Origin of the sequence: Pseudoalteromonas sp. A3 (genome assembly GCF_025942345.1) — a bacterium.
GTDB classification, from domain to species: domain Bacteria; phylum Pseudomonadota; class Gammaproteobacteria; order Enterobacterales; family Alteromonadaceae; genus Pseudoalteromonas; species Pseudoalteromonas atlantica.
The window spans coordinates 88519-106653 of sequence record NZ_JAPCKL010000008.1; the positions used below are offsets into that span (position 1 = coordinate 88519).

The window sequence follows — 18135 nt, forward strand, 5'->3', positions numbered from 1 at the left end:
GTTGGTTATTTAAGACCCAATAACCATCCGACCATTCGCCTATTATTGGCAACAGCCAATTTCCTTATTTAAATGACACATTTTTGCTGTTCTCCCGTTGTCTATTGCTAGAAGATGCAAGAAAGTTAACAGATACTTACAAGGAGATATCATGTTAACGAACAATCAGATCAACCAAATAGCCAAAATGATGATTGAATCAGGTAGTCTTAACGATGATATTAGTGAGCATATTGGTCTTATTTTGGAAAACATTGCTGGTATTGAACTATTGGATAATGACCGAGTTAATTCGCTGCATTCAAAAATTGAGCAAGCAGTAAAAAACCTCAAAGGCTCATAAAAAGCCCACCAACTTAGCTTGAACCCGAATAATTCAGTGCTGAGTTTATTTCACCTGACAGGATATCCAGATCCGTTGATTTTTTTAACGAGACACTGTAAGTACCTAATGCTCATATCAAAGAATATCCGCGTACGGATCCCACGGTAGTGCCCAGTAAAGAGAAGCCTTGACCAAACTGGTTCAGGTTTAATACCAGATATACTCAAGTGTTCTTTAGTTTTTAAAATACGTCTAGAAACAATCAAGTTTTTATCAAAAATCTAAATTTGATGGATCATATCTGGTATATCCCCACATTGTATTATCGGGTTATTTTCATGGTAAATACTGACTTCTGTCCGTAATAAAAGTTTACCGTCAAATAACTCATTGCAGGCAAAATCCATTGCCGTCTGAATTTTCTCTATTACCTGCGATTGCTCCGTGACCGTTGCATTAACATAAATTGCATCATGCTGTGTGCAGATAAAGTCAATGTCATCGTACTTAGCTAATTCTATGATAGCTAATCGCATTAATGCTGCGCCATTGGATTGCATTGGAAAATTAAGAAGTTGCGTATCTTTTATCCTATCGTTAACAAAATAAGTCCAACCATCCTGTGACTGCATAAATCTTTGCTCTCGGGCTTGGTTGATAGCAGCGCTTACCCATTGCCAGTAGACTGAAAATGTTTCCTTATGCCAATCGTGAATTTGCTGTGCTTTGTTATAAGCTTGCGCCATCGAAAGGCTGGTTGAAATAGCTTTAATATCTTTTGCTAATGACCAGATTGTTTTGCCATACCCTAATCCAATTTGTACAGTTTTAAATATTTGTCGTACTTCAGGGTGAGTATATTTTGTAGCACTAGGTGGAGCAAAACCCGCTTGCTTTGCTAAAGCAATATATACATCGCCATCTACTGTGTTGTATACCTTCATCAATTTCTGATCACCAGATAATACAGCTGCAATACCAATTTCTTGCTGGCACCAGTCGATTGCAATAACGCTGTACTCTGGTTTCGGAGTGATAAGAGAGCGTATCCAAGTCCCAGCATTTAACAAGTACCCTTCCGTTGGTTTAGGGCTGTTACGACCTGTTTTCTGACACATCAAATGCAAACTTGGTTTAATATATCCATCATTGCTTAGCTGTCTTAAATCCCTTGAATTAATGGCGTTGATGAAATTAAACGACTGATAGAACATCATTAGGTCTGGGTGTTGATTTGCCAGTTCTTTTAAGTAGCTCTTATCTAAGTTTAAATAACTGCCATTGCCCCACGTTTGCCATGATATATTATTAATATTAGCTAATAGCTTTAGCCTCTCATGGCTCAGCTTTCGGCCTTTATTGTCAGAGGTCGTTACATATACCTCACCATATACATCATTTACTTTCTGCTGAATTCTATCAATGGTATCCGCTTGGTTAACGAACCAGTCATTGAGTTTATCTTGATCTATTGGAAAGCCAGCCCCTTGTTTATCCAGTTTAACGACGGCCTTTATATACTCACCTCGAATGACCATTTGTTGAATAATGGCATTAGTGCTTATTAAATCCTGTAGCGTTGCATTTAACAGGTCTAAAACTCGCTTAAAGAGGATTGTTTGTCTTTGGCTGTGGCTTGTCTCCAATTTCACATTAAAAACGTGATACGCGTTTTCTATACTGAGGTCTGCTGATTGATACTTTGGATGCGTTAGCATCAACATTTTGGCTTCAGCGGTTAAGTCAATCAAAGGCACTTGGGTCAACTGAAAGCCTGTTTCTAATGCAGTTTTGACTAAAGCAGTTAAATCAGAAGTTAACCATATAGCTGTAGGGTGCTGTTGCTGTAATTTTGTAAGTCTTATCTCTAACTCACTACCTGATCGGCAATAGACACTTACCTGATTTACCATTGGTGATATACCACAGCAATATTCTAACTGGTAGCCATTACTGCTTATATCGCTTCGGATAGAAACGGAGAGGATATCCATATCACGACTCCATTGTCATTACTTCATCAAGGCTAAGCCGCCTACCTTCGGCTGGCGCAATGCCTGCGTAGAAAATACGGCCATTTTCTTCAGAGCGCTTTTTCCACCTAGCTCCTTTTCGATTAACCAACCAATCAACAAACTGATCATACTGAGGCTTACTTTGTAGTCCTTCTACTTTCAATTTTTCTTTAATAATTGAAGCTGCAACCTCTGATTGCTCGTCTACATGCCAGTGTTTACTGAAAATAATGTCAAAGTGTTCAAAGTACTGCTCTGTCAGTGCTTTTACATCATTATCAGTATCAGTTTGTATGCGGTAGTTGTCAGGGCAACGTTCTTCGTAACATTGCTCTGCATAAGCTAAAAAACCTGATAACTCCGCCTTCAACCTTTCCTTCACTGTTGGGTCAGGTTTTTCGTCCACCATAGGCGAAATGCTTATATACAATAGACGACTGGTCATGAAATTATCACTAGTGACTTCTGGTGAGAAATTTGAGCATATCCACATTCTGGCATTTAAGTAAGCCGTGTAAGCCTGCTTGCCTTTACGCTCTATCAGTACAGGATCAGAACCTGCACTTGCCAGTGTCTTAAATTCTTCACTAGACAAGCACTTACGGTTGCTAGCATCGGGATAAATCACTAACGCGGCATGTTCAAAGTGACTATTTAAAAACCGCTTTTCATTCGAGTTTATCGATGCGTTGGATATGGCGTTGTGAGCAGGCCCATAGAGTTCTTGCCCAATAATACGGGCAATTGCCGATTTTCCTTCTTCGCCATTTTCGCCATGCATCCATAACATTTGTCGCCCTTGATAGTTGCCAGTGTAGACACCGTATTGCCATGCAGCAAAAGCAATTGGGTCGCTCATTCTGTCAAGTATTCGCTGCCATGTGGGGAATTCTACGTTTGGGTCTGGAAAGTATTTGCTACGATGCAGACACCAATTATCATCACCAGGCAACCCCATGATAACTGGCTCGGCAACTAACTCGGTATGATTGAGCCAATACTTAACCAATTCATTAGCTTTGCGTGGTGGTAGAGGGACACCTAACTCCTGTAACCAACGAGTCGATATTTCACGAGCAAGTATTTTATCAATTTCCTTTTCTAAGATAGGTTGCAAGGTCTTATCTTGCTCTGAAATCACTTCATAAGTAACTAATTGCCCATTAACTTCGCTTTGTTTGAAGTTGGATAGAAAATAGCTCGCCGCATAGTGCATCGAGATAGGGTTGTCGCTATTTAACTCGGGAGATATAACACTGGACTCGAGTCCCGACTCAGCTATTGCTAGCTGAGCGGGAGATAACGAATCATAAATCGCTTTGGGTATGCAATCGAGCGCCTCGTCCCAAGGAATGCCTTTTCTGGCACACTCTCGTTTTGCAATTAACAAGCTATCAGTGTCGTCACGCTTTAAAGTGTGCAGACGTTCCTGAGTATGCTTCGTTATCTGAGCCATTACGCAACCTCGTCGTACGCATCAATATGACAGAAGCTAATCCATTGGCTGAATTCCCTGCCATCATTGCCCTTCACCTTTTTACTACGGACTATGTAGGTGTCTTCTTCATTGATACCAAACTCTACAAGGTAGTCGTGTACCAACTTGCCTTGACCATCAAAAATGACACCTTTTTTATCTCGCCACTCGGACAATTTAGTATCAAGGTACATACTCTGCCAACGTATTTTTACGTAGGGGTTGTTGTTTTTCGACAGAGCTTCGAAGTACTCAACGTTGCGAATTTTTACAGGTCGCTCAGCGTCGTTGAAGCTGGTCATACGGTCTTTAACTTCCTCTAAGGTTAGCGGCCTTTCGTCGCTAGTTATGTCGGCAGTAGCGGCTTCAACCTCAACTTGGTTCGCGTCTTTGTTGATACCTGCTTCGATGGTTGCTACTAGTTTTGCTTTGTTAAAAGTCATGGCGATTATCCTCTTGTTGACTTTGTGCCTAATTAACGTAATTAGGCGGTTAAGTTTGCCGAAATCGGCGGTTTTTAGGCGCAGCTGTCCCTTACTCGATTTCAGAGCAACTGCGCGGTTTTTATTACGGGTTAAGTTTGTTAAACGGTATGCTGGAGCGTTATTCGTCTGGATTGCCAATTAACGCTAGGTAGTGGTCTAAGTGGTCAATCGTAAAGTCACGCTTCACCATATCGGTAAAAAGCTTTTCGATTAACAGCACATCATTGGTTTGCGTCATGTCTTTATGCCAGTAGACACTGATTTCCAGATCGTTAGCACCTTCTATGCGCTCACCATCTTCGTCGAGCTGATAACACAGGACAATGCTGGTTAACTCAGCAGAATCTAGGTGGCTTAAGTCATACAGCTTCTGACCTTGAAAGTAAGCATCGATGAACTCAAGCCCTTCAAACTCGCCATTTAGCTGAGGCTCTAGGATTAATGCTATCCATTCCCAGAATGTCATTTCTAACGAAATGGGCGCGGAAGTTAACTTTAACCTTAGCTTATTGGTGTCAGGGTTAGCGGTTAACCAATACGGTTCAAGTATTTGACGTAGCGGTTCGCCAACAATTGACACCATAGCTTCATATGCAGCCTCTGATTGCTCAAAGATGTTATTTACTGCGTTGATGTTTACGTTGGTTTGGCTATTTACTGCGCTAGCCGTTGCGCTTAAAGGCATATTCATAATGCACTCCTTTTACTACATGGTGGGGTTTGCCCCCGTTTCAAACTAAGTTCATTAAATCAACTTGCGTTTGCTGGTTATATTTCGTTTTGCCGTAACTCTGCATTTCTAAGCTTTTATCGTTTCGGCTAATTAACTCGTTTGCAGACTACAACTGCTTATATCGTTGCCTGCTATGTACATTTGAACCCAACTTAAGCATGGTTAAAATTAAGTTCTGCCGTTGGCTGGCAACTGGATTACTTGTTTATATTTAACCTAACTGCTCGTCCTTATAGCGGGTCACGACGTTGTATTTCGTCACCTGCCAGAGCACTACATATCACTTGCACCACTCAAGATATTCAATGGTGCAGCAAGCGGCTGAAAAAGACTTTAAAGAAATAGCAGTGGGTTACTGCACTCCTGCAATGTGAACTCAACCAGTTGTGCAAAGTTCGTTGCTGGCGCATCTGTATTAATTGCTTTAAAAGGTGCTCGACCTTTATAAATGGCGGTCTCAGGGATAGGCACATAGTTCAATAAGAAATACTTCATGCGATCTTCACTGGGCAATTCCAGTCCCATTTCTTTTAACTGACGTTTTTTGTAGAAGCATTGCTGGTGAATATGGTGAGTAATAGCACCAACAGGTGTGTATGGCTCAAATTTGTATACAAATTGCGCTATATCTTCAAGGAGATACAAAAACTTATTGCAACGCTCATTAAACTTTTTGGCCTTTAATCTTGCTTTGTCTGCATTAGACATAGGTGGCTTTGGCGTCAGCTTTTTAATTTGTTGGCGGTAATGTTCTTCTTCATCCAGTTTATCAATTAAAGCTGAAGATAATCGGGCAATACCAATCAACTCATTTGCTGCACTAAAATGTTTTACGCTCGCTTGTTCTTGTGACCCTGTGGCATGATTTATGGCATCGTAACAAACTGATAGTGCAACAATAACTAGAAAACCAGCGTCAATAACAGGGTGTTTTTCGTTTATATAGGTCGACACAATTGAATTGGACTGTGGCAATTCAATCAGCCCTGAGCTAAATAAGCCTTGATATATAGAAAAGTCATCGTCGATGAAAACAGCGGTGGCATGAGCCAGATCTGACAACACTTCGTGATCGAAGCTATCATTCGAAAATAACAAAGCAGTTGCTTGATCGACAACGAAAATGAAGTGATGCAAGTCTGCTTTAACTAGCGCGTCTGTTAGCGGTTGGAATGAAGTTGTATTGGTTAATAGTTGATTTTTATTTAGCATTTCAGCCTCCTGTTTTAAAAGAGGCTATAGGTTATTAGCTTATCGCTGCCCGTTCTTGCACCCTGAACAGGGTGTTGTTTTGGTTAAGTAAAACAACTATCGCCAAATAGGAAAGTGCTTAATCGCTTCAAAGAAATACTTTTCTTCACTGACAATGCGCTTGAACCACTTATCTGGAGCATCATCCATGATGAATTTATTGTTTGTCTCATTTTGCAGCCACTTTTTTACTTTAGCACTCAATTGTTTTGCATGGGGGGCATCGGTGAGAATAATATGAACTTGCTTTCTGATTGCGGGCTCTAACTCTTGGTATTGTCGGGGGATATTGACATCTTTAACCGTAGGGTTGTACTGACTTGCGTTACTATCTATCACTTGCCAGCACATTTGCGCTAACCTTGCTGTTTGAACTAACTCACCAATTCTGAATGACTTTACATATGAAAAAGCATTAACTTGTATCGCCTTGTACACATATTGCAAAGCTGCGATCAATGGAACAACAGGATGAATGACCAATCCTCTTTCAATTAATTCGGAGCAAAAACGTTTAATATCTATCTGATTTTTAGGTTTCATAATGCTATGCCTAAGGTATAGCAACTCTGAAATGGCTATGGAAACATCGTTTATTATTTCAACATATTGCTCATTACCACTTTCACATGTTTGCCATATAGTTTGAGCTAGTTCTTCTATTTCTTCGGAATCCACACTTTGGCTGTCTATTTGAAACAGCTCAATTAGTCTAAAAATTACATTACAATCAGATAGTTCATAAAACTTATTAAGCTGAGATTTGAAATCATTTTGCCAATCTACAGATTGATGTAGGTTTTCAATAAATTGCGTAAAGGCCAAAGCGTAATCCCTCAAAGATAAAAAGCTATAATTTACATCCATATACTTTACATACTCCAGTATTTTGCTTTTTTATTACTTAATTTTTGTAGTAGTGGGGGTTTTTTAATAAAACTCGCTTTGTGTGGAGTATATAAAGTATGCAATCCAGATAAGCAGGTGATGGGAGTTGGAACAACTCACGTACACCTGTTGGTTGGACACAACCAACATATTATTTAGCGTTCCTGTAGGCTTGTTTCTTCTTGATCTTTTGGTAATAAGTGGACGCTCCTGCTGGAGTTAAACCGCATGTACTTATAAATTCAGCAATAATATCTTTCCGTCTGATGCCTTCCTGAAGCATCATCTTTAAGTAAATCCGAGTGGCTTTATCCATCTTGGTTACAGGTAAGTCTTTCTTTGTTTTGATCATAACTATCTTCAATAAATTTTTTATTGCAGTATCTCCAAGGCACTGGAAATCAGGCAACAGTTGAAAATTAACCAATTCTTGCTGATGATAAATTTATTAATTTTCGAGGTGGAACTGATGATAGAAAAACAAATACGACTACCTAGTGGTCAACTGATCGGGCGAATTACTGATGTTGGCAATCGTATAGAAGCAAGAAGAACGGACGGAGTATTACTAGGCTGGTATTGTAAAGCATCAGATAACACTCGTTTAGCCAACGGATATTTATATTGTTGGGGTAATGGGGTTCAAATGTTACTTTGAACCCTTGTTGTTTTTATCTACTTTTACTTTTGAATTTTTAATCAAAGGTGTTTGTATTGGTGACTGATTAGCGGCTCTAACACGATATTCCAAGTAAATAACATGCTCGCCCGATTTTTGATCGAACACCTGTTTTACACGCTTCAGTTTTGAATTACCGTCAGATTTGAAGCCAAATATCTTATCGAGTATGTACAACGCTTTATTCCACCAACCAACAGATGCCTCCTGTAAAACATCATTAATCAACATGGTTACCTCCATTTGGTTGTAATCGTTCCAAAATGTCACGTGCTTTGGCTGTGATATCTTTTCGTTCAAGGTGTGCGTAAATTTGAGTGGTTTTTATATCAGTGTGACCAAGTACTTCTTTCACTTCATACAAGTTTAAACCAGCTTGTACTAATCGGCTTGCACATGTATGTCGTAAATCGTGAATTTTGAAGTTTTCAATACTAGCTCGCTTTATAGCTGCTCTAATCCCCTTGGCTTGGTAGCCTCTTGGCTGTCCTGTTGAATTAGTAAATACAAATTCTTCAGATAACCGATTTTCGAATCTACGTTTAAAAATTTCTTTAACACGGTTTGTCATGTAGATAATTGATTCGTTTCTAACCTTGGGTCGCCATAGGTTTAATGTACCTTCATCAATATTAATTGAGTCCCATTTAATAGCTGCAATTTCTGAATAGCGAGCCCCTGTATCAAGTAAGCACACTACCAAATCGTAATTATCTTGATATCGACGATTTTCTTCTGATGTTCTGTATTCATAATCAGGGCGAAATGGACGTTTTCGTTTAGGATCCAACTCGGTAAGTAATCGCACTTCTTCATCATGGGATAAGTAACGCAAACGATGTTTTGGTAACTTAATTTTAGGGAACGATACTTCTTTCACACTGTAACCATGCTCTTTAGCCCAATTTACAGCGCTTCTAATCGCTTGAAAGTTATGTTTTATGGTTTGTGGTGCTATACCTTCTTTTTCGCGAGACACCTTAAATTTAGTTAAATCTGCGTCACGAATTTGATCTACATATACATCAACATTTACTCGATCGGTTACTGTTTTGACGTTAGAAAATGCATAGTTTTGACTACCAGTACCTTGCTTTTCATCAAGATATCCATTTAATGCATCGCGTAGTGTGATTCTTGGACGTTCGCCTAGTTCGTCAATTTTATGCAGTTCATCACGCCACTCTCTCTCCATACGTTCAGCTGTTCGCTTATTTGATGTTTTAGAACTTTTGCAGTAAGTTTTTCCATTGAAATTAAACTGGATGTAGTAGTTACCCACACCGTTTCTTTTGAATACACTCATAAATATAAATCCTATTAAATTGGCTTGTACTTAGTCGTACAGCTTCATAGCTATTTATGTTTGAGTACAACGGGTTTACCAGGTCTCGGCGAAACTTTTCTTTATTATTATTGCCAAGCTAGTTATTAATTATTATTAAGAATTTCTGCTGCTTGATTTGCTACAGCTTGTTGCTCCAAGTGGGAGTAGCGCTGTGACATAGATATATTTGAGTGACCTAGAAGTTTAGATACAGCAAATAAGCTCATACCATTTTTTACGAGTTTAGAGGCTGTGGTATGGCGTAGTGAATGAGTACAAAACCCTTCTAAACCAAGCTCTTTATAAACATTTTGAATAGATTTAGGTGTAGTTCTGCGTAAACTACCACTTTTCGACGGGAAAACTAACTCTTTCTGGGAGCTTGATTCATATCTACGCTTCAAAATGGCTAAAGAGCGTTCTGTAAGTTTTAAAACTGATGCTGTATTTGTTTTAGTTCGCCATAAGTGAAGTTCAGCTGTTTCTAAATCGACAGACTCCCAATGTAGTTGTTGGATTTCATTTAATCTAGCTGCAGTATCCAGCAATAAAACTACTAGGTCATAATCATCAGGATTTTTGTTTAGCTTCAATCGTTCGAGAAGTTTAATTTCTTCCTGATTAGACAAGGTTCTAGTTCGTTGATTATTGACACGAATTTTAGGTATTACAAGGTTTTCAGGTTGTAAGAATCCTGCCGATTTTGACCAATTGATTACCCCTTTTAGGGTAGTAAGCATCAATCTAATTGTGCCTTCTGAAACGCCATCTTTGCGTCTAAGTGATACTAATTTAGTTAAGTGTGCGCCATTCAAACCATGCAAATCCGCTTGAATTGAATAAACTCTAGATAGCTGAAGGTTAAGTGTTCTAATTTGTGTTTCAAGGTTCTGTTGGTTGACAGATCCCTTCTTGCTACTTGTATATCCTTGTATCACTTCAGCTAAAGTGATCGTCGGCCTATCACCTAATACATGCTGTCTATAAAGTGTTTCTCGTAGTTGGCTCTCAAAGCGCAACGCTAGTGATTTCTTAGTAGTTTTAGTACTTTTTATTACCACATTGCCGTTGATATTAATTTCACAGTAGTAGAATTTTGAATTTTGACGTTTGTAGATAGACATTTTCTGCTTCAGTCAGTTGTATTTAGAACAGTTTCTTACCTAATTAGTTAAAGGTCACCAATAACTGTATATCTAAACAGTTATTGGTGACTTTTAAGCTATGCAATGTTAGTATTGAACAAATTACTTTTGGTATAGAAATAACTACATGAATGAACAAAAAAATTTAAATTTGCAACTAGATGTAGCAGCTAAACACGTCACCCATTCTGGTGGAAAAGGTGAGTACTTGCATGATTGGTTTGCATATTTAGAAGGTTATTCATCTGAGTTTGTTCGATCAGTTCACCAAACATACATGCCAAATAGTAAAACCATATTAGAACCATTTGCTGGTGTTGGAACAACACCTCTCACTTTAGGTATTGATAGCGTTAATTCGTTATACTGCGAAGTGAACCCTGCTATGCGTAGAGTAATAAATGCAAAAATATCAGTTGCTTCGCTACCACCAGAGAAGAAAAAATTCCTATGTTCTGAATTGCTTAAATTAGCTGATGAACTCCCAAAATTAGTTGATGTCAGTTTAGAAGACGTTGTACTACATGAAAGCTATAAGAATGCTTTCGGAAAAAGTAAATTTTTCAGTGAAAAAACCTACAACCAAGTACTTAAATTAAGAAGTCTAAATAACTCTCTAATACTAACTGAACCTTTACTTGGCAAAAGCTTTGAGATCGCAGTTATCTCTAGGTTACTCAAATGCTCTTTATTAAAAAGAGCTGGCGACGTAAGGTATAAAACAGAAAAAGAACTCGCTAAAGGAGTTCCAGAGCTTATAAGTTCTATTTCTGAACAGCTTAGATTAATGGCTAAAGATTGTTTACGTTGTCCACAATTATTGGGGAATTCATCACTTTTCGCTACTAATGCCAAAAATATTATTGAACTTGATCATCAACCTATTGACGGCGTAATCACTAGCCCTCCCTATCTTAATGGAACAAATTACTTTAGAAATACTAAGCTAGAGTTATGGTATATGGGTGATATTTTAAATAACACATCATTAAGGTACTTTAGAGACGAAGTTGTTACATCAGGAATCAATGATGTGACTAAAAATAAAGGAAATTCCGTTCACCCATTCATTGACGAGCTGGTATCAGAGCTTAGAGATAAAGCATATGATGGTCGAATTGCCAAGATGGTCAGTGGCTATTTTGATGATATGAACAAAGTATTCAAAGGTATTTCGAAACATTTAGTTAATTCAGGAATAGCATGTATAGATATTGGTGATAGCATTTATGCAGGAATTCATGTTCCGACTCACGATATTTTAAGTGAAATAGCAAGTGAATCAGGTCTGCATACTTTAGAAATAAAGAGACTGAGAACCCGTAGATCAAAAGATGGGACTGAATTAGCTCAATCACTGATAGTTTTAGAAAAGCGCGAAGCAAGTAACAAAAGCTTTGTGGCATCTTTCTCAACGCCTAAATCTAAAATTGCTAAGTGGGAAAACTTCAAAGAAACACTACCACACCTTAGGCATCCATATACTAAACGCAGTTGGGGCAATGGATTACATTCAGTTTGTTCATATCAAGGAAAAATGAAACCTGCTTTGGCTCACAAGTTAGTCGAGACCTTTACTGTTGTAGGTGAGTCAGTTTTAGACCCATTTAGTGGTTCGGGAACAATTCCCTTCGAAGCTGCCTTGATGGGCCGAAATTCATTTGGTCTAGACATAGGGCTATTAGCAACTACGCTAAGCAACGCAAAGATGAAAAAGCCAAATGCGGAGAAAGTGGAAGAAATATTGTTAGAACTTGAATCCCATATTGAAAAAAACTCGCCATCCGCAAAGTCTATTGAAGATAGTTTAGAGGTAAAGTTTAACAAAACAATCCCAGAATACTTTCACGAAGATACTTTAAAAGAAGTTTTGTGTGCTAGGGATTTCTTTTTAAAAAACCATACACCAAAGGACTCTAATTGGGCTTTGGTAATGTCGTGTATGTTGCATATTTTACATGGAAATCGACCTTATGCTCTTAGCCGAAATAGCCACCCTATTACACCTTATGCACCAACAGGGGATTACATATATAAGAATGTAGTCGAGAAGCTCCGAAATAAAGTGCAGAAGTCTCTTGATACTGATCGTGGAGATTTATTCTTAGATGGGCATTGCTTTCACGGTGATATATTAAAAACTTGGCCAAGTGAGGTTAAAAATTTAGATGCTATCATAACTTCCCCCCCATTTTTTGATAGCACCAAGTTTTATATGACAAACTGGATGCGTTATTGGTTCTGTGGTTGGGATAAAAATGATTTTAAAAACCAGCCTTTAAACTTTATTGAAGTAATGCAAAAGAAAACATTTGATGTGTATGATTTTATATTTAAATCATGCCATGAAAAGCTAAAAGTAAACGGTTTCGCAGTATTCCACTTAGGTCATAGCGATAAATGTGATATGGCAAAAAATCTTGAACCTATAGCCTCCAAATACTTTAAGGTTATTGATATGTTCACTGAATCAGTTGAGCATTGTGAGAGCCATGGAATATCAGATAAAGGTGGGGTTAAAGGTCACCAGTACCTGATATTACAAAAATAAAAGTTAACAAATTACATTAAATTACTCCTGATAGGTCTTCTGACTCATCTAGAAATATTGATGTATCTCGTCGTTTGTTATATTCCTCTACAAACGAATACTCGTATTTTTCTATTTGTGAACGCTTTAGTACTTTATCTAAAGCTTTCACAACCAGTTCGGCTGTAATTTTACCTTCTTTTTCTTTCAATAATTCAGCCTTTTGTAAAAACTCGTCAAATAACCAATCTTCACGCCTAATCAGCTCTTTTATAACTTCATGATTTGGCTCAACACATTTTAACTCCTGTACTGACAAACCAGTATATCGAGATAAACTATCAAGCTCATCATCAGAATAATACTCCGACGGGGGTTTATCTCTTTTTGCGGTATTACATGCTGAGCATAATGCTGTGGCAGTCTCATCCAGAGGCCACAACAATGCTAAGGGTCGAGTGTGATCAAGGTGCATTTTATTGCTAGTTTTAATTTCTTTACCACACTTAAAGCAACTCTTACCAAATTTAAGCCAAATATCTTCTGTTAGCTCCTTACCTGTCTTTTGTCGATAACTCAGAAGTTTAGAATTCTGATAGATCTCAGCTATTAAAAGCTCAAAGTTGCGTCTTCTCTGTCCATCTTCTTTCATCTGTGCGGCTGTTCGCTTGATGTTAAGTGGCATATTTACAAAATATTTTTTGCAAAAACGACACTCCAATTGATAACCATAATACAGATCGATAAATTCAAGAACGTTTATATCAAATTGATAATTCAAATTTTTTAGTAAGCCAAACCCAGAGTGCTTGCAGGGTGCATTAGCAACGCAGTGACTAGAAAAAGCTAAGTGATTTCGCTCGTTTTCAAGATTAATTGGCAGAAATCTCGCACATCTATTGCAAGACTTTAGATCAATATCAATACAAGAATCACCTTCCGATTCAATGTCTATTTGTATTTCTCCAGTTTCGTGGATAAATCCAGCTTCAGGCATGATTGTATGCATATTTTTTAAATAACTCTCTTGATCATTCGCTATTGCGGAATCAAATGCATCATGCCAAATACTTCCACAAATAAGACTATATAAGGCTAGATCAGAGTCTTCTGGAGAAAGAAAGGTAACCGTTACTGGTTTATTAGGTTGGTGATTACGCCACATTGAACCAAATTTAGAAGTATTAGGTAATTCATATTGCTCTAGTATGTTTTTCTTGCTATTGGGGTTATTTATCGTAATGCTTACTTCTGAATCACATTTAAAATAGCCTCCAAAACCAACAAAAACCTCACCTTCAACTTCAGGAAATATAAACTGAATAACAGCAGGTTCATTAGCCTTGAGAGTATAAATCGGAGCCAACTCCGTTTTATATTCTCCCCCAGTACTGTCAGGATGACTTTTAAACCCTGATCTTTGTCTAGTGCCCCTTCTTCTTCCTGAGTATGCTGTTTTTCCCGGTAATTTACTCATCGTAAGTCCTTATAATCTAATGGTGGTTATAGATTATAAGTATGCCCTGACTTAAAAGTCCTGTAAATCCAAAAGGTTATTTTGTAAATTTAACTAGGTATTAGGGGTTTTATTAGCGAATTGAGAGTTCTAAGATATTTTTTATGTTCAGGTTTTTATCAATTCTAACGATATATTGATCAAATATTAAAGTGGGATACATGAACTATTCAATAGAATATCGCTGAAGCTCCTGTCTGCAATACTGTTTGAATTTACTCCGTTAGCTTATATTCAAATATACAAGCCCAGAACTAACTATAATAGATAAGATCTAGCTGGATACAACAAAAGAAAAATCTACGGTTAGAGTCTACTTATTACTCGTTATGTATGGATTTCAATCAGACAGTGCGCTTTAACTGTTTAAAGGCTTGCATTATAGGTTTATTGCTATATGATTGCGCTCTCTTTGAAGCAGAGTCGAAAATATCACGATGCACTGCTCAAATAATTATAGGCGCGGGATGGAGCAGTCTGGTAGCTCGTCGGGCTCATAACCCGAAGGTCGTCGGTTCAAATCCGGCTCCCGCAACCAATTTTGAAAAGTATTTTGATTCATTTTAAAAGTGTAACTACCGTCAGTTAGTTATAATTACTTTTTCTGAAAATTACTCTATACATTGGAAGCCAAGTTGTTATGTAAAGCAACTTAAAACAAATCTACAATTTCAGGCGCGGGATGGAGCAGTCTGGTAGCTCGTCGGGCTCATAACCCGAAGGTCGTCGGTTCAAATCCGGCTCCCGCAACCAATTTTGAAAAGTATTTTGATTCATTTTAAAAGTGTAACTACCGTCAGTTAGTTATAATTACTTTTTCTGAAAATTACTCTATACATTGGAAGCCAAGTTGTTATGTAAAGCAACTTAAAACAAATCTACAATTTCAGGCGCGGGATGGAGCAGTCTGGTAGCTCGTCGGGCTCATAACCCGAAGGTCGTCGGTTCAAATCCGGCTCCCGCAACCACTGAAATAATAATTTTTTATGAGCCTTTTACTATGCCTAATAAGTTACTCATAGAAAACAAGTTTTCCTGTCTTTTGTGATTATCCACCTGATTTCATCAACAAAAAATATATAGAACCTTTGAAATATAAAACTCCCCTTGTAATTTTAAGTATGCCTCTCGAGGGATTACTAAAAAGACTGGACATTATATATTGCTCCCTTATATGTTAGGGGAAGTATTAGCTATATGACCTTTTTCAATTTAAGAGGGAATTTTTAGGAGCTAGTTTCAAGTTCCTTTAGGCTTACACCTTTAGAATCTAACCAGTGGTTTCTCCCATTAATAGCATACCCAACTAGAACCGCAGCAGCTTGAGAAGGGCTGGTAAACAAATAGTTTTGGGTAAAAACAAAAGTATTACCGTTATCTAGCAGCACACCAGTATCAATGAGTTTAGTTCTAAGTTTTTTGTATCCAGTTGATAGGCTATCTTTGACAAACTTAGTTGCGAATGAACCTTCAGTAACTACTATACCTTCATCATTCAAAATGGCCTGAGCTTCTAGCCCTTTTATATTTAAAAACAGTGAAGTTTCATTGGCAGGTTCATCTTGTTTTTCAATTTTTTGCCAAACAGAGTCTAGAGGCTTTTGAATTAATGGCTCTAGTGTTTTATGCCCTAAGGCACCTAAAAGCGTTTTAAGATTTTGAAAATACTCCTTCATTGATGCTTGCTCGCTTCTAGGTAAAGCCGGCTGATTTGGAGTATTACCGTTTAAAAGTAGTTGTCTATTTGCATTTTTAGCAGCTTTAACTAACTCAGACTCTAAAAATTTAACATGTGATTTAGTTAAATTTTCATCTTTACTAGTAAAAAATACTATCTCATTCCAGAAGTCTTTATTAGCTAAATGATTAAGAACTCGATCATACACATTCTCAGCTTCACCAATATAGACTGCTGGTTCACCAGATTCATCATCAACGCCATATAAAAAATAACATCCTGGCTTTTTAGATTCAGGCCAGTCATTTAGGTTCTTAACATGTTGCCTTGGACAAGATATAGCTTGTCCTGTCCAATTGACTATTTCAGCATGCTTAACTCCTGTTACTGAACCGTCATCTAAATAGATTCTAATTGTTCTTCCTAAACTCATATTCTGCTGCTTGATTCACTGGTATATGACCATCAAATTAACACTTTATTGCTCTACTAAAAAGTAAAACGTACTTCTAGTACTTGAGTATATTTAGGTAGATAGTTAGGTTTAAGCAATCCAACTTTAAGGTCAAAACATGAATAAACTTGAGTATGATTTACTAGAAAAATACTTAGCGCAATTATCTTTCAGGGCTAGTAACGCTATAAGGGAACTTCAGCAAGTTAAAAGCCATATTGAGTCGTTCCAATCACAAATATCAAAACGATCATTCGTTTCGCAATCAACACCAAAACTAGAATCAAGCCAACTAAATACACATAAGGAGAAAAACGTAAATAAAAGCCCCAATGATCTCATCAGAATGAAGGAAGTAGTTAGAATGACAGGTTTATCTAGATCTACGTTATATCGCCTGCAGCAACTTGAAGAATTTCCAAAAGCAGTAAATCTAGGATGCAGATCTGTTGCATGGGTTAGAAGTGATATAAATGATTGGATTAGAGAAAAAGTTCAGCAATAGCATGGTACGAGTTATTAGTAACTTTTAAGAATTATCGCTCGAAAATAATGCTGATTAAACCGTTACCAATAAATGTGACCACTCAACTATTAACTGGTAACGAAACTCGTAAACTAAAGGTCAGGACCAACTTCTAAGCTGCATTATATGGGCTTTAACAAACTCGCCAATGGGGCCTCATAATCGTTAGGTCCCCAGTTCGAGTCTGGGAGGGGCCACCACTTTTCAAAGCTTTCCAATTTTTTAAATAGTTATAGCCAATACAAAATATTTTCTACGGTACTTTTTATACAGTATTTAGGTTAGTTGTTTGTGTGCCTATACCGCCTCTATTATTTAAAAACCAGCTTCAATCATTTTTCTTTTTTACTAATAACAGCGACATATGTTGGTTCGGTTGCTAGATTTATATTTGCAATCAATAACCTAGTTGTGTACTTTTTAGGGACAATTTAAGGTTGTTAAAATAAATTTAAAAGGAAGTATTATGAAAAAGAATAAAATTGCAATCTTGCTAGTGACAGCTGTTATTACAAGTCCAGCTGCTTTCGCAGAGTCACCTAACTTTAACTATGTTGCTGCTGGTTATCTTGACGGTGATATTGATGGCGATGATGCAGATGGATGGACATTTGATGGTAGTACGCTATTAGGCGAAAACTTTTTCCTATCTGGTCAATACCAAACTCTGGGTAATTCAGATGATGGTGTTGATGTGGACTTAAACTGGCTTAGTGCTGGAATAGGTTATCGCACAGCTATTGGCGCGAACACTGACTTTTATGGTTTAGCAACTTACGAAAACGTAGAGCTAGAGGCATCGTATCGTGGAAGTAGTGCTTCGAATGACGAAAATGGCTATAGTCTATCTGTAGGTGTTCGCTCTATGGTAAGTGATAATATTGAGCTAGATGGCCGAGTAGGCAATGTCGATATTGCAGATGAGAGTGAAACATCTTTCAGTGTGGGCGCACGTTACTACATTAATAACAACGTTTCACTTGGGGCTAATTACACCTCATTGGACGAGCTAGATTTAGTTAGCTTAACTGCTCGTTATAGCTTTTAAGTATTAATAAATAAAAAATAAGCGCACTAAACAGTGCGCTTTTTTTATGCCATTTACT

The 18135-nt window shown here is 37.6% G+C and carries 16 protein-coding genes and 3 tRNA genes; 7 read left to right on the plus strand and 12 right to left on the minus strand.

What is annotated here, in order from left to right:
• The first annotated feature begins 151 nt into the window (after positions 1-151).
• Positions 152-343, plus strand: coding sequence for a hypothetical protein (locus OIZ54_RS14410; protein ID WP_264390662.1), 192 nt, complete (start codon positions 152-154; stop codon positions 341-343).
• A gap of 263 nt (positions 344-606) precedes the next feature.
• On the opposite strand, the gene OIZ54_RS14415 is transcribed toward OIZ54_RS14410, so the two are convergent.
• From OIZ54_RS14415 to OIZ54_RS14460, 10 genes are all read right to left on the minus strand, one after another.
• Positions 607-2319 (minus strand): DNA polymerase, encoded by a 1713-nt coding sequence (locus OIZ54_RS14415; RefSeq protein ID WP_264390663.1) that lies wholly within the window; start codon positions 2317-2319, stop codon positions 607-609.
• A gap of 1 nt (position 2320) precedes the next feature.
• Positions 2321-3796, minus strand: coding sequence for a DUF5906 domain-containing protein (locus OIZ54_RS14420; protein ID WP_264390664.1), 1476 nt, complete (start codon positions 3794-3796; stop codon positions 2321-2323).
• Entirely contained in the window at positions 3796-4260 is a 465-nt protein-coding gene (locus OIZ54_RS14425; RefSeq protein WP_264390665.1) for a hypothetical protein, read from the minus strand. Before OIZ54_RS14425 ends, OIZ54_RS14420 begins: the two co-directional genes overlap by 1 nt.
• Before the next feature lie 160 nt (positions 4261-4420).
• A complete protein-coding gene (locus OIZ54_RS14430) occupies positions 4421-4993 on the minus strand; it encodes a hypothetical protein (RefSeq protein ID WP_264390666.1) in 573 nt (190 codons plus the stop codon).
• 375 nt (positions 4994-5368) lie between these two features.
• Positions 5369-6247, minus strand: coding sequence for a hypothetical protein (locus OIZ54_RS14435; RefSeq protein WP_264390667.1), 879 nt, complete (start codon positions 6245-6247; stop codon positions 5369-5371).
• A 96-nt stretch (positions 6248-6343) separates the two neighbouring features.
• Positions 6344-7153, minus strand: coding sequence for a hypothetical protein (locus OIZ54_RS14440; protein WP_264390668.1), 810 nt, complete (start codon positions 7151-7153; stop codon positions 6344-6346).
• A 172-nt stretch (positions 7154-7325) separates the two neighbouring features.
• The gene (locus OIZ54_RS14445; protein ID WP_264390669.1) at positions 7326-7526 is read right to left on the minus strand and encodes a hypothetical protein; all 201 of its coding nucleotides are present in this window, start codon (positions 7524-7526) and stop codon (positions 7326-7328) included.
• A gap of 297 nt (positions 7527-7823) precedes the next feature.
• Positions 7824-8084, minus strand: coding sequence for a hypothetical protein (locus tag OIZ54_RS14450; RefSeq protein WP_264390670.1), 261 nt, complete (start codon positions 8082-8084; stop codon positions 7824-7826).
• Positions 8074-9159 carry a tyrosine-type recombinase/integrase gene (locus tag OIZ54_RS14455; protein WP_264390671.1) on the minus strand — a complete coding sequence of 362 codons (1086 nt, stop codon included), beginning with the start codon at positions 9157-9159 and terminating at the stop codon, positions 8074-8076. Before OIZ54_RS14455 ends, OIZ54_RS14450 begins: the two co-directional genes overlap by 11 nt.
• Before the next feature lie 125 nt (positions 9160-9284).
• Positions 9285-10304 carry a site-specific integrase gene (locus OIZ54_RS14460; protein ID WP_264390672.1) on the minus strand — a complete coding sequence of 340 codons (1020 nt, stop codon included), beginning with the start codon at positions 10302-10304 and terminating at the stop codon, positions 9285-9287.
• A 148-nt stretch (positions 10305-10452) separates the two neighbouring features.
• Between OIZ54_RS14460 and OIZ54_RS14465 the strand changes: the two genes are divergently transcribed.
• Positions 10453-12876, plus strand: a complete 2424-nt coding sequence (locus OIZ54_RS14465; RefSeq protein WP_264390673.1) for a site-specific DNA-methyltransferase — start codon at positions 10453-10455, stop codon at positions 12874-12876.
• A 16-nt stretch (positions 12877-12892) separates the two neighbouring features.
• On the opposite strand, the gene OIZ54_RS14470 is transcribed toward OIZ54_RS14465, so the two are convergent.
• Positions 12893-14332, minus strand: coding sequence for an HNH endonuclease (locus tag OIZ54_RS14470; RefSeq protein ID WP_264390674.1), 1440 nt, complete (start codon positions 14330-14332; stop codon positions 12893-12895).
• A 500-nt stretch (positions 14333-14832) separates the two neighbouring features.
• On the opposite strand from OIZ54_RS14470, the gene OIZ54_RS14475 reads away from it, so the two are divergent.
• From OIZ54_RS14475 to OIZ54_RS14485, 3 genes are all read left to right on the plus strand, one after another.
• Positions 14833-14909, plus strand: a tRNA-Met gene (locus tag OIZ54_RS14475).
• A 138-nt stretch (positions 14910-15047) separates the two neighbouring features.
• Positions 15048-15124 (plus strand) — tRNA-Met (locus OIZ54_RS14480).
• Between the two features lie 138 nt (positions 15125-15262).
• Positions 15263-15339: transfer RNA gene (locus OIZ54_RS14485), tRNA-Met, on the plus strand.
• Between the two features lie 258 nt (positions 15340-15597).
• On the opposite strand, the gene OIZ54_RS14490 is transcribed toward OIZ54_RS14485, so the two are convergent.
• Positions 15598-16482 (minus strand): GIY-YIG nuclease family protein, encoded by an 885-nt coding sequence (locus OIZ54_RS14490; protein ID WP_264390675.1) that lies wholly within the window; start codon positions 16480-16482, stop codon positions 15598-15600.
• A gap of 139 nt (positions 16483-16621) precedes the next feature.
• On the opposite strand from OIZ54_RS14490, the gene OIZ54_RS20290 reads away from it, so the two are divergent.
• Together OIZ54_RS20290 and OIZ54_RS14500 are read left to right on the plus strand one after the other, a co-directional pair.
• Positions 16622-17008 carry an AlpA family transcriptional regulator gene (locus tag OIZ54_RS20290; protein ID WP_319641007.1) on the plus strand — a complete coding sequence of 129 codons (387 nt, stop codon included), beginning with the start codon at positions 16622-16624 and terminating at the stop codon, positions 17006-17008.
• 487 nt (positions 17009-17495) lie between these two features.
• Complete coding sequence (locus OIZ54_RS14500; protein ID WP_248443989.1) at positions 17496-18077, plus strand: outer membrane beta-barrel protein; 582 nt, start codon at positions 17496-17498, stop codon at positions 18075-18077.
• The last annotated feature ends 58 nt before the right edge of the window (positions 18078-18135 follow it).

What these genes read in the sequence shown, in the direction of transcription:
- OIZ54_RS14410 (WP_264390662.1), top strand. Translation starts at nt 152, where the DNA reads ATGTTAACGAACAATCAGATCAACCAAATAGCCAAAATGATGATTGAA.
- OIZ54_RS14415 (WP_264390663.1), bottom strand. Translation starts at nt 2,319, where the DNA reads ATGGATATCCTCTCCGTTTCTATCCGAAGCGATATAAGCAGTAATGGC.
- OIZ54_RS14420 (WP_264390664.1), bottom strand. Translation starts at nt 3,796, where the DNA reads ATGGCTCAGATAACGAAGCATACTCAGGAACGTCTGCACACTTTAAAG.
- OIZ54_RS14425 (WP_264390665.1), bottom strand. Translation starts at nt 4,260, where the DNA reads ATGACTTTTAACAAAGCAAAACTAGTAGCAACCATCGAAGCAGGTATC.
- OIZ54_RS14430 (WP_264390666.1), bottom strand. Translation starts at nt 4,993, where the DNA reads ATGAATATGCCTTTAAGCGCAACGGCTAGCGCAGTAAATAGCCAAACC.
- OIZ54_RS14435 (WP_264390667.1), bottom strand. Translation starts at nt 6,247, where the DNA reads ATGCTAAATAAAAATCAACTATTAACCAATACAACTTCATTCCAACCG.
- OIZ54_RS14440 (WP_264390668.1), bottom strand. Translation starts at nt 7,153, where the DNA reads ATGGATGTAAATTATAGCTTTTTATCTTTGAGGGATTACGCTTTGGCC.
- OIZ54_RS14445 (WP_264390669.1), bottom strand. Translation starts at nt 7,526, where the DNA reads ATGATCAAAACAAAGAAAGACTTACCTGTAACCAAGATGGATAAAGCC.
- OIZ54_RS14450 (WP_264390670.1), bottom strand. Translation starts at nt 8,084, where the DNA reads ATGTTGATTAATGATGTTTTACAGGAGGCATCTGTTGGTTGGTGGAAT.
- OIZ54_RS14455 (WP_264390671.1), bottom strand. Translation starts at nt 9,159, where the DNA reads ATGAGTGTATTCAAAAGAAACGGTGTGGGTAACTACTACATCCAGTTT.
- OIZ54_RS14460 (WP_264390672.1), bottom strand. Translation starts at nt 10,304, where the DNA reads ATGTCTATCTACAAACGTCAAAATTCAAAATTCTACTACTGTGAAATT.
- OIZ54_RS14465 (WP_264390673.1), top strand. Translation starts at nt 10,453, where the DNA reads ATGAATGAACAAAAAAATTTAAATTTGCAACTAGATGTAGCAGCTAAA.
- OIZ54_RS14470 (WP_264390674.1), bottom strand. Translation starts at nt 14,332, where the DNA reads ATGAGTAAATTACCGGGAAAAACAGCATACTCAGGAAGAAGAAGGGGC.
- OIZ54_RS14490 (WP_264390675.1), bottom strand. Translation starts at nt 16,482, where the DNA reads ATGAGTTTAGGAAGAACAATTAGAATCTATTTAGATGACGGTTCAGTA.
- OIZ54_RS20290 (WP_319641007.1), top strand. Translation starts at nt 16,622, where the DNA reads ATGAATAAACTTGAGTATGATTTACTAGAAAAATACTTAGCGCAATTA.
- OIZ54_RS14500 (WP_248443989.1), top strand. Translation starts at nt 17,496, where the DNA reads ATGAAAAAGAATAAAATTGCAATCTTGCTAGTGACAGCTGTTATTACA.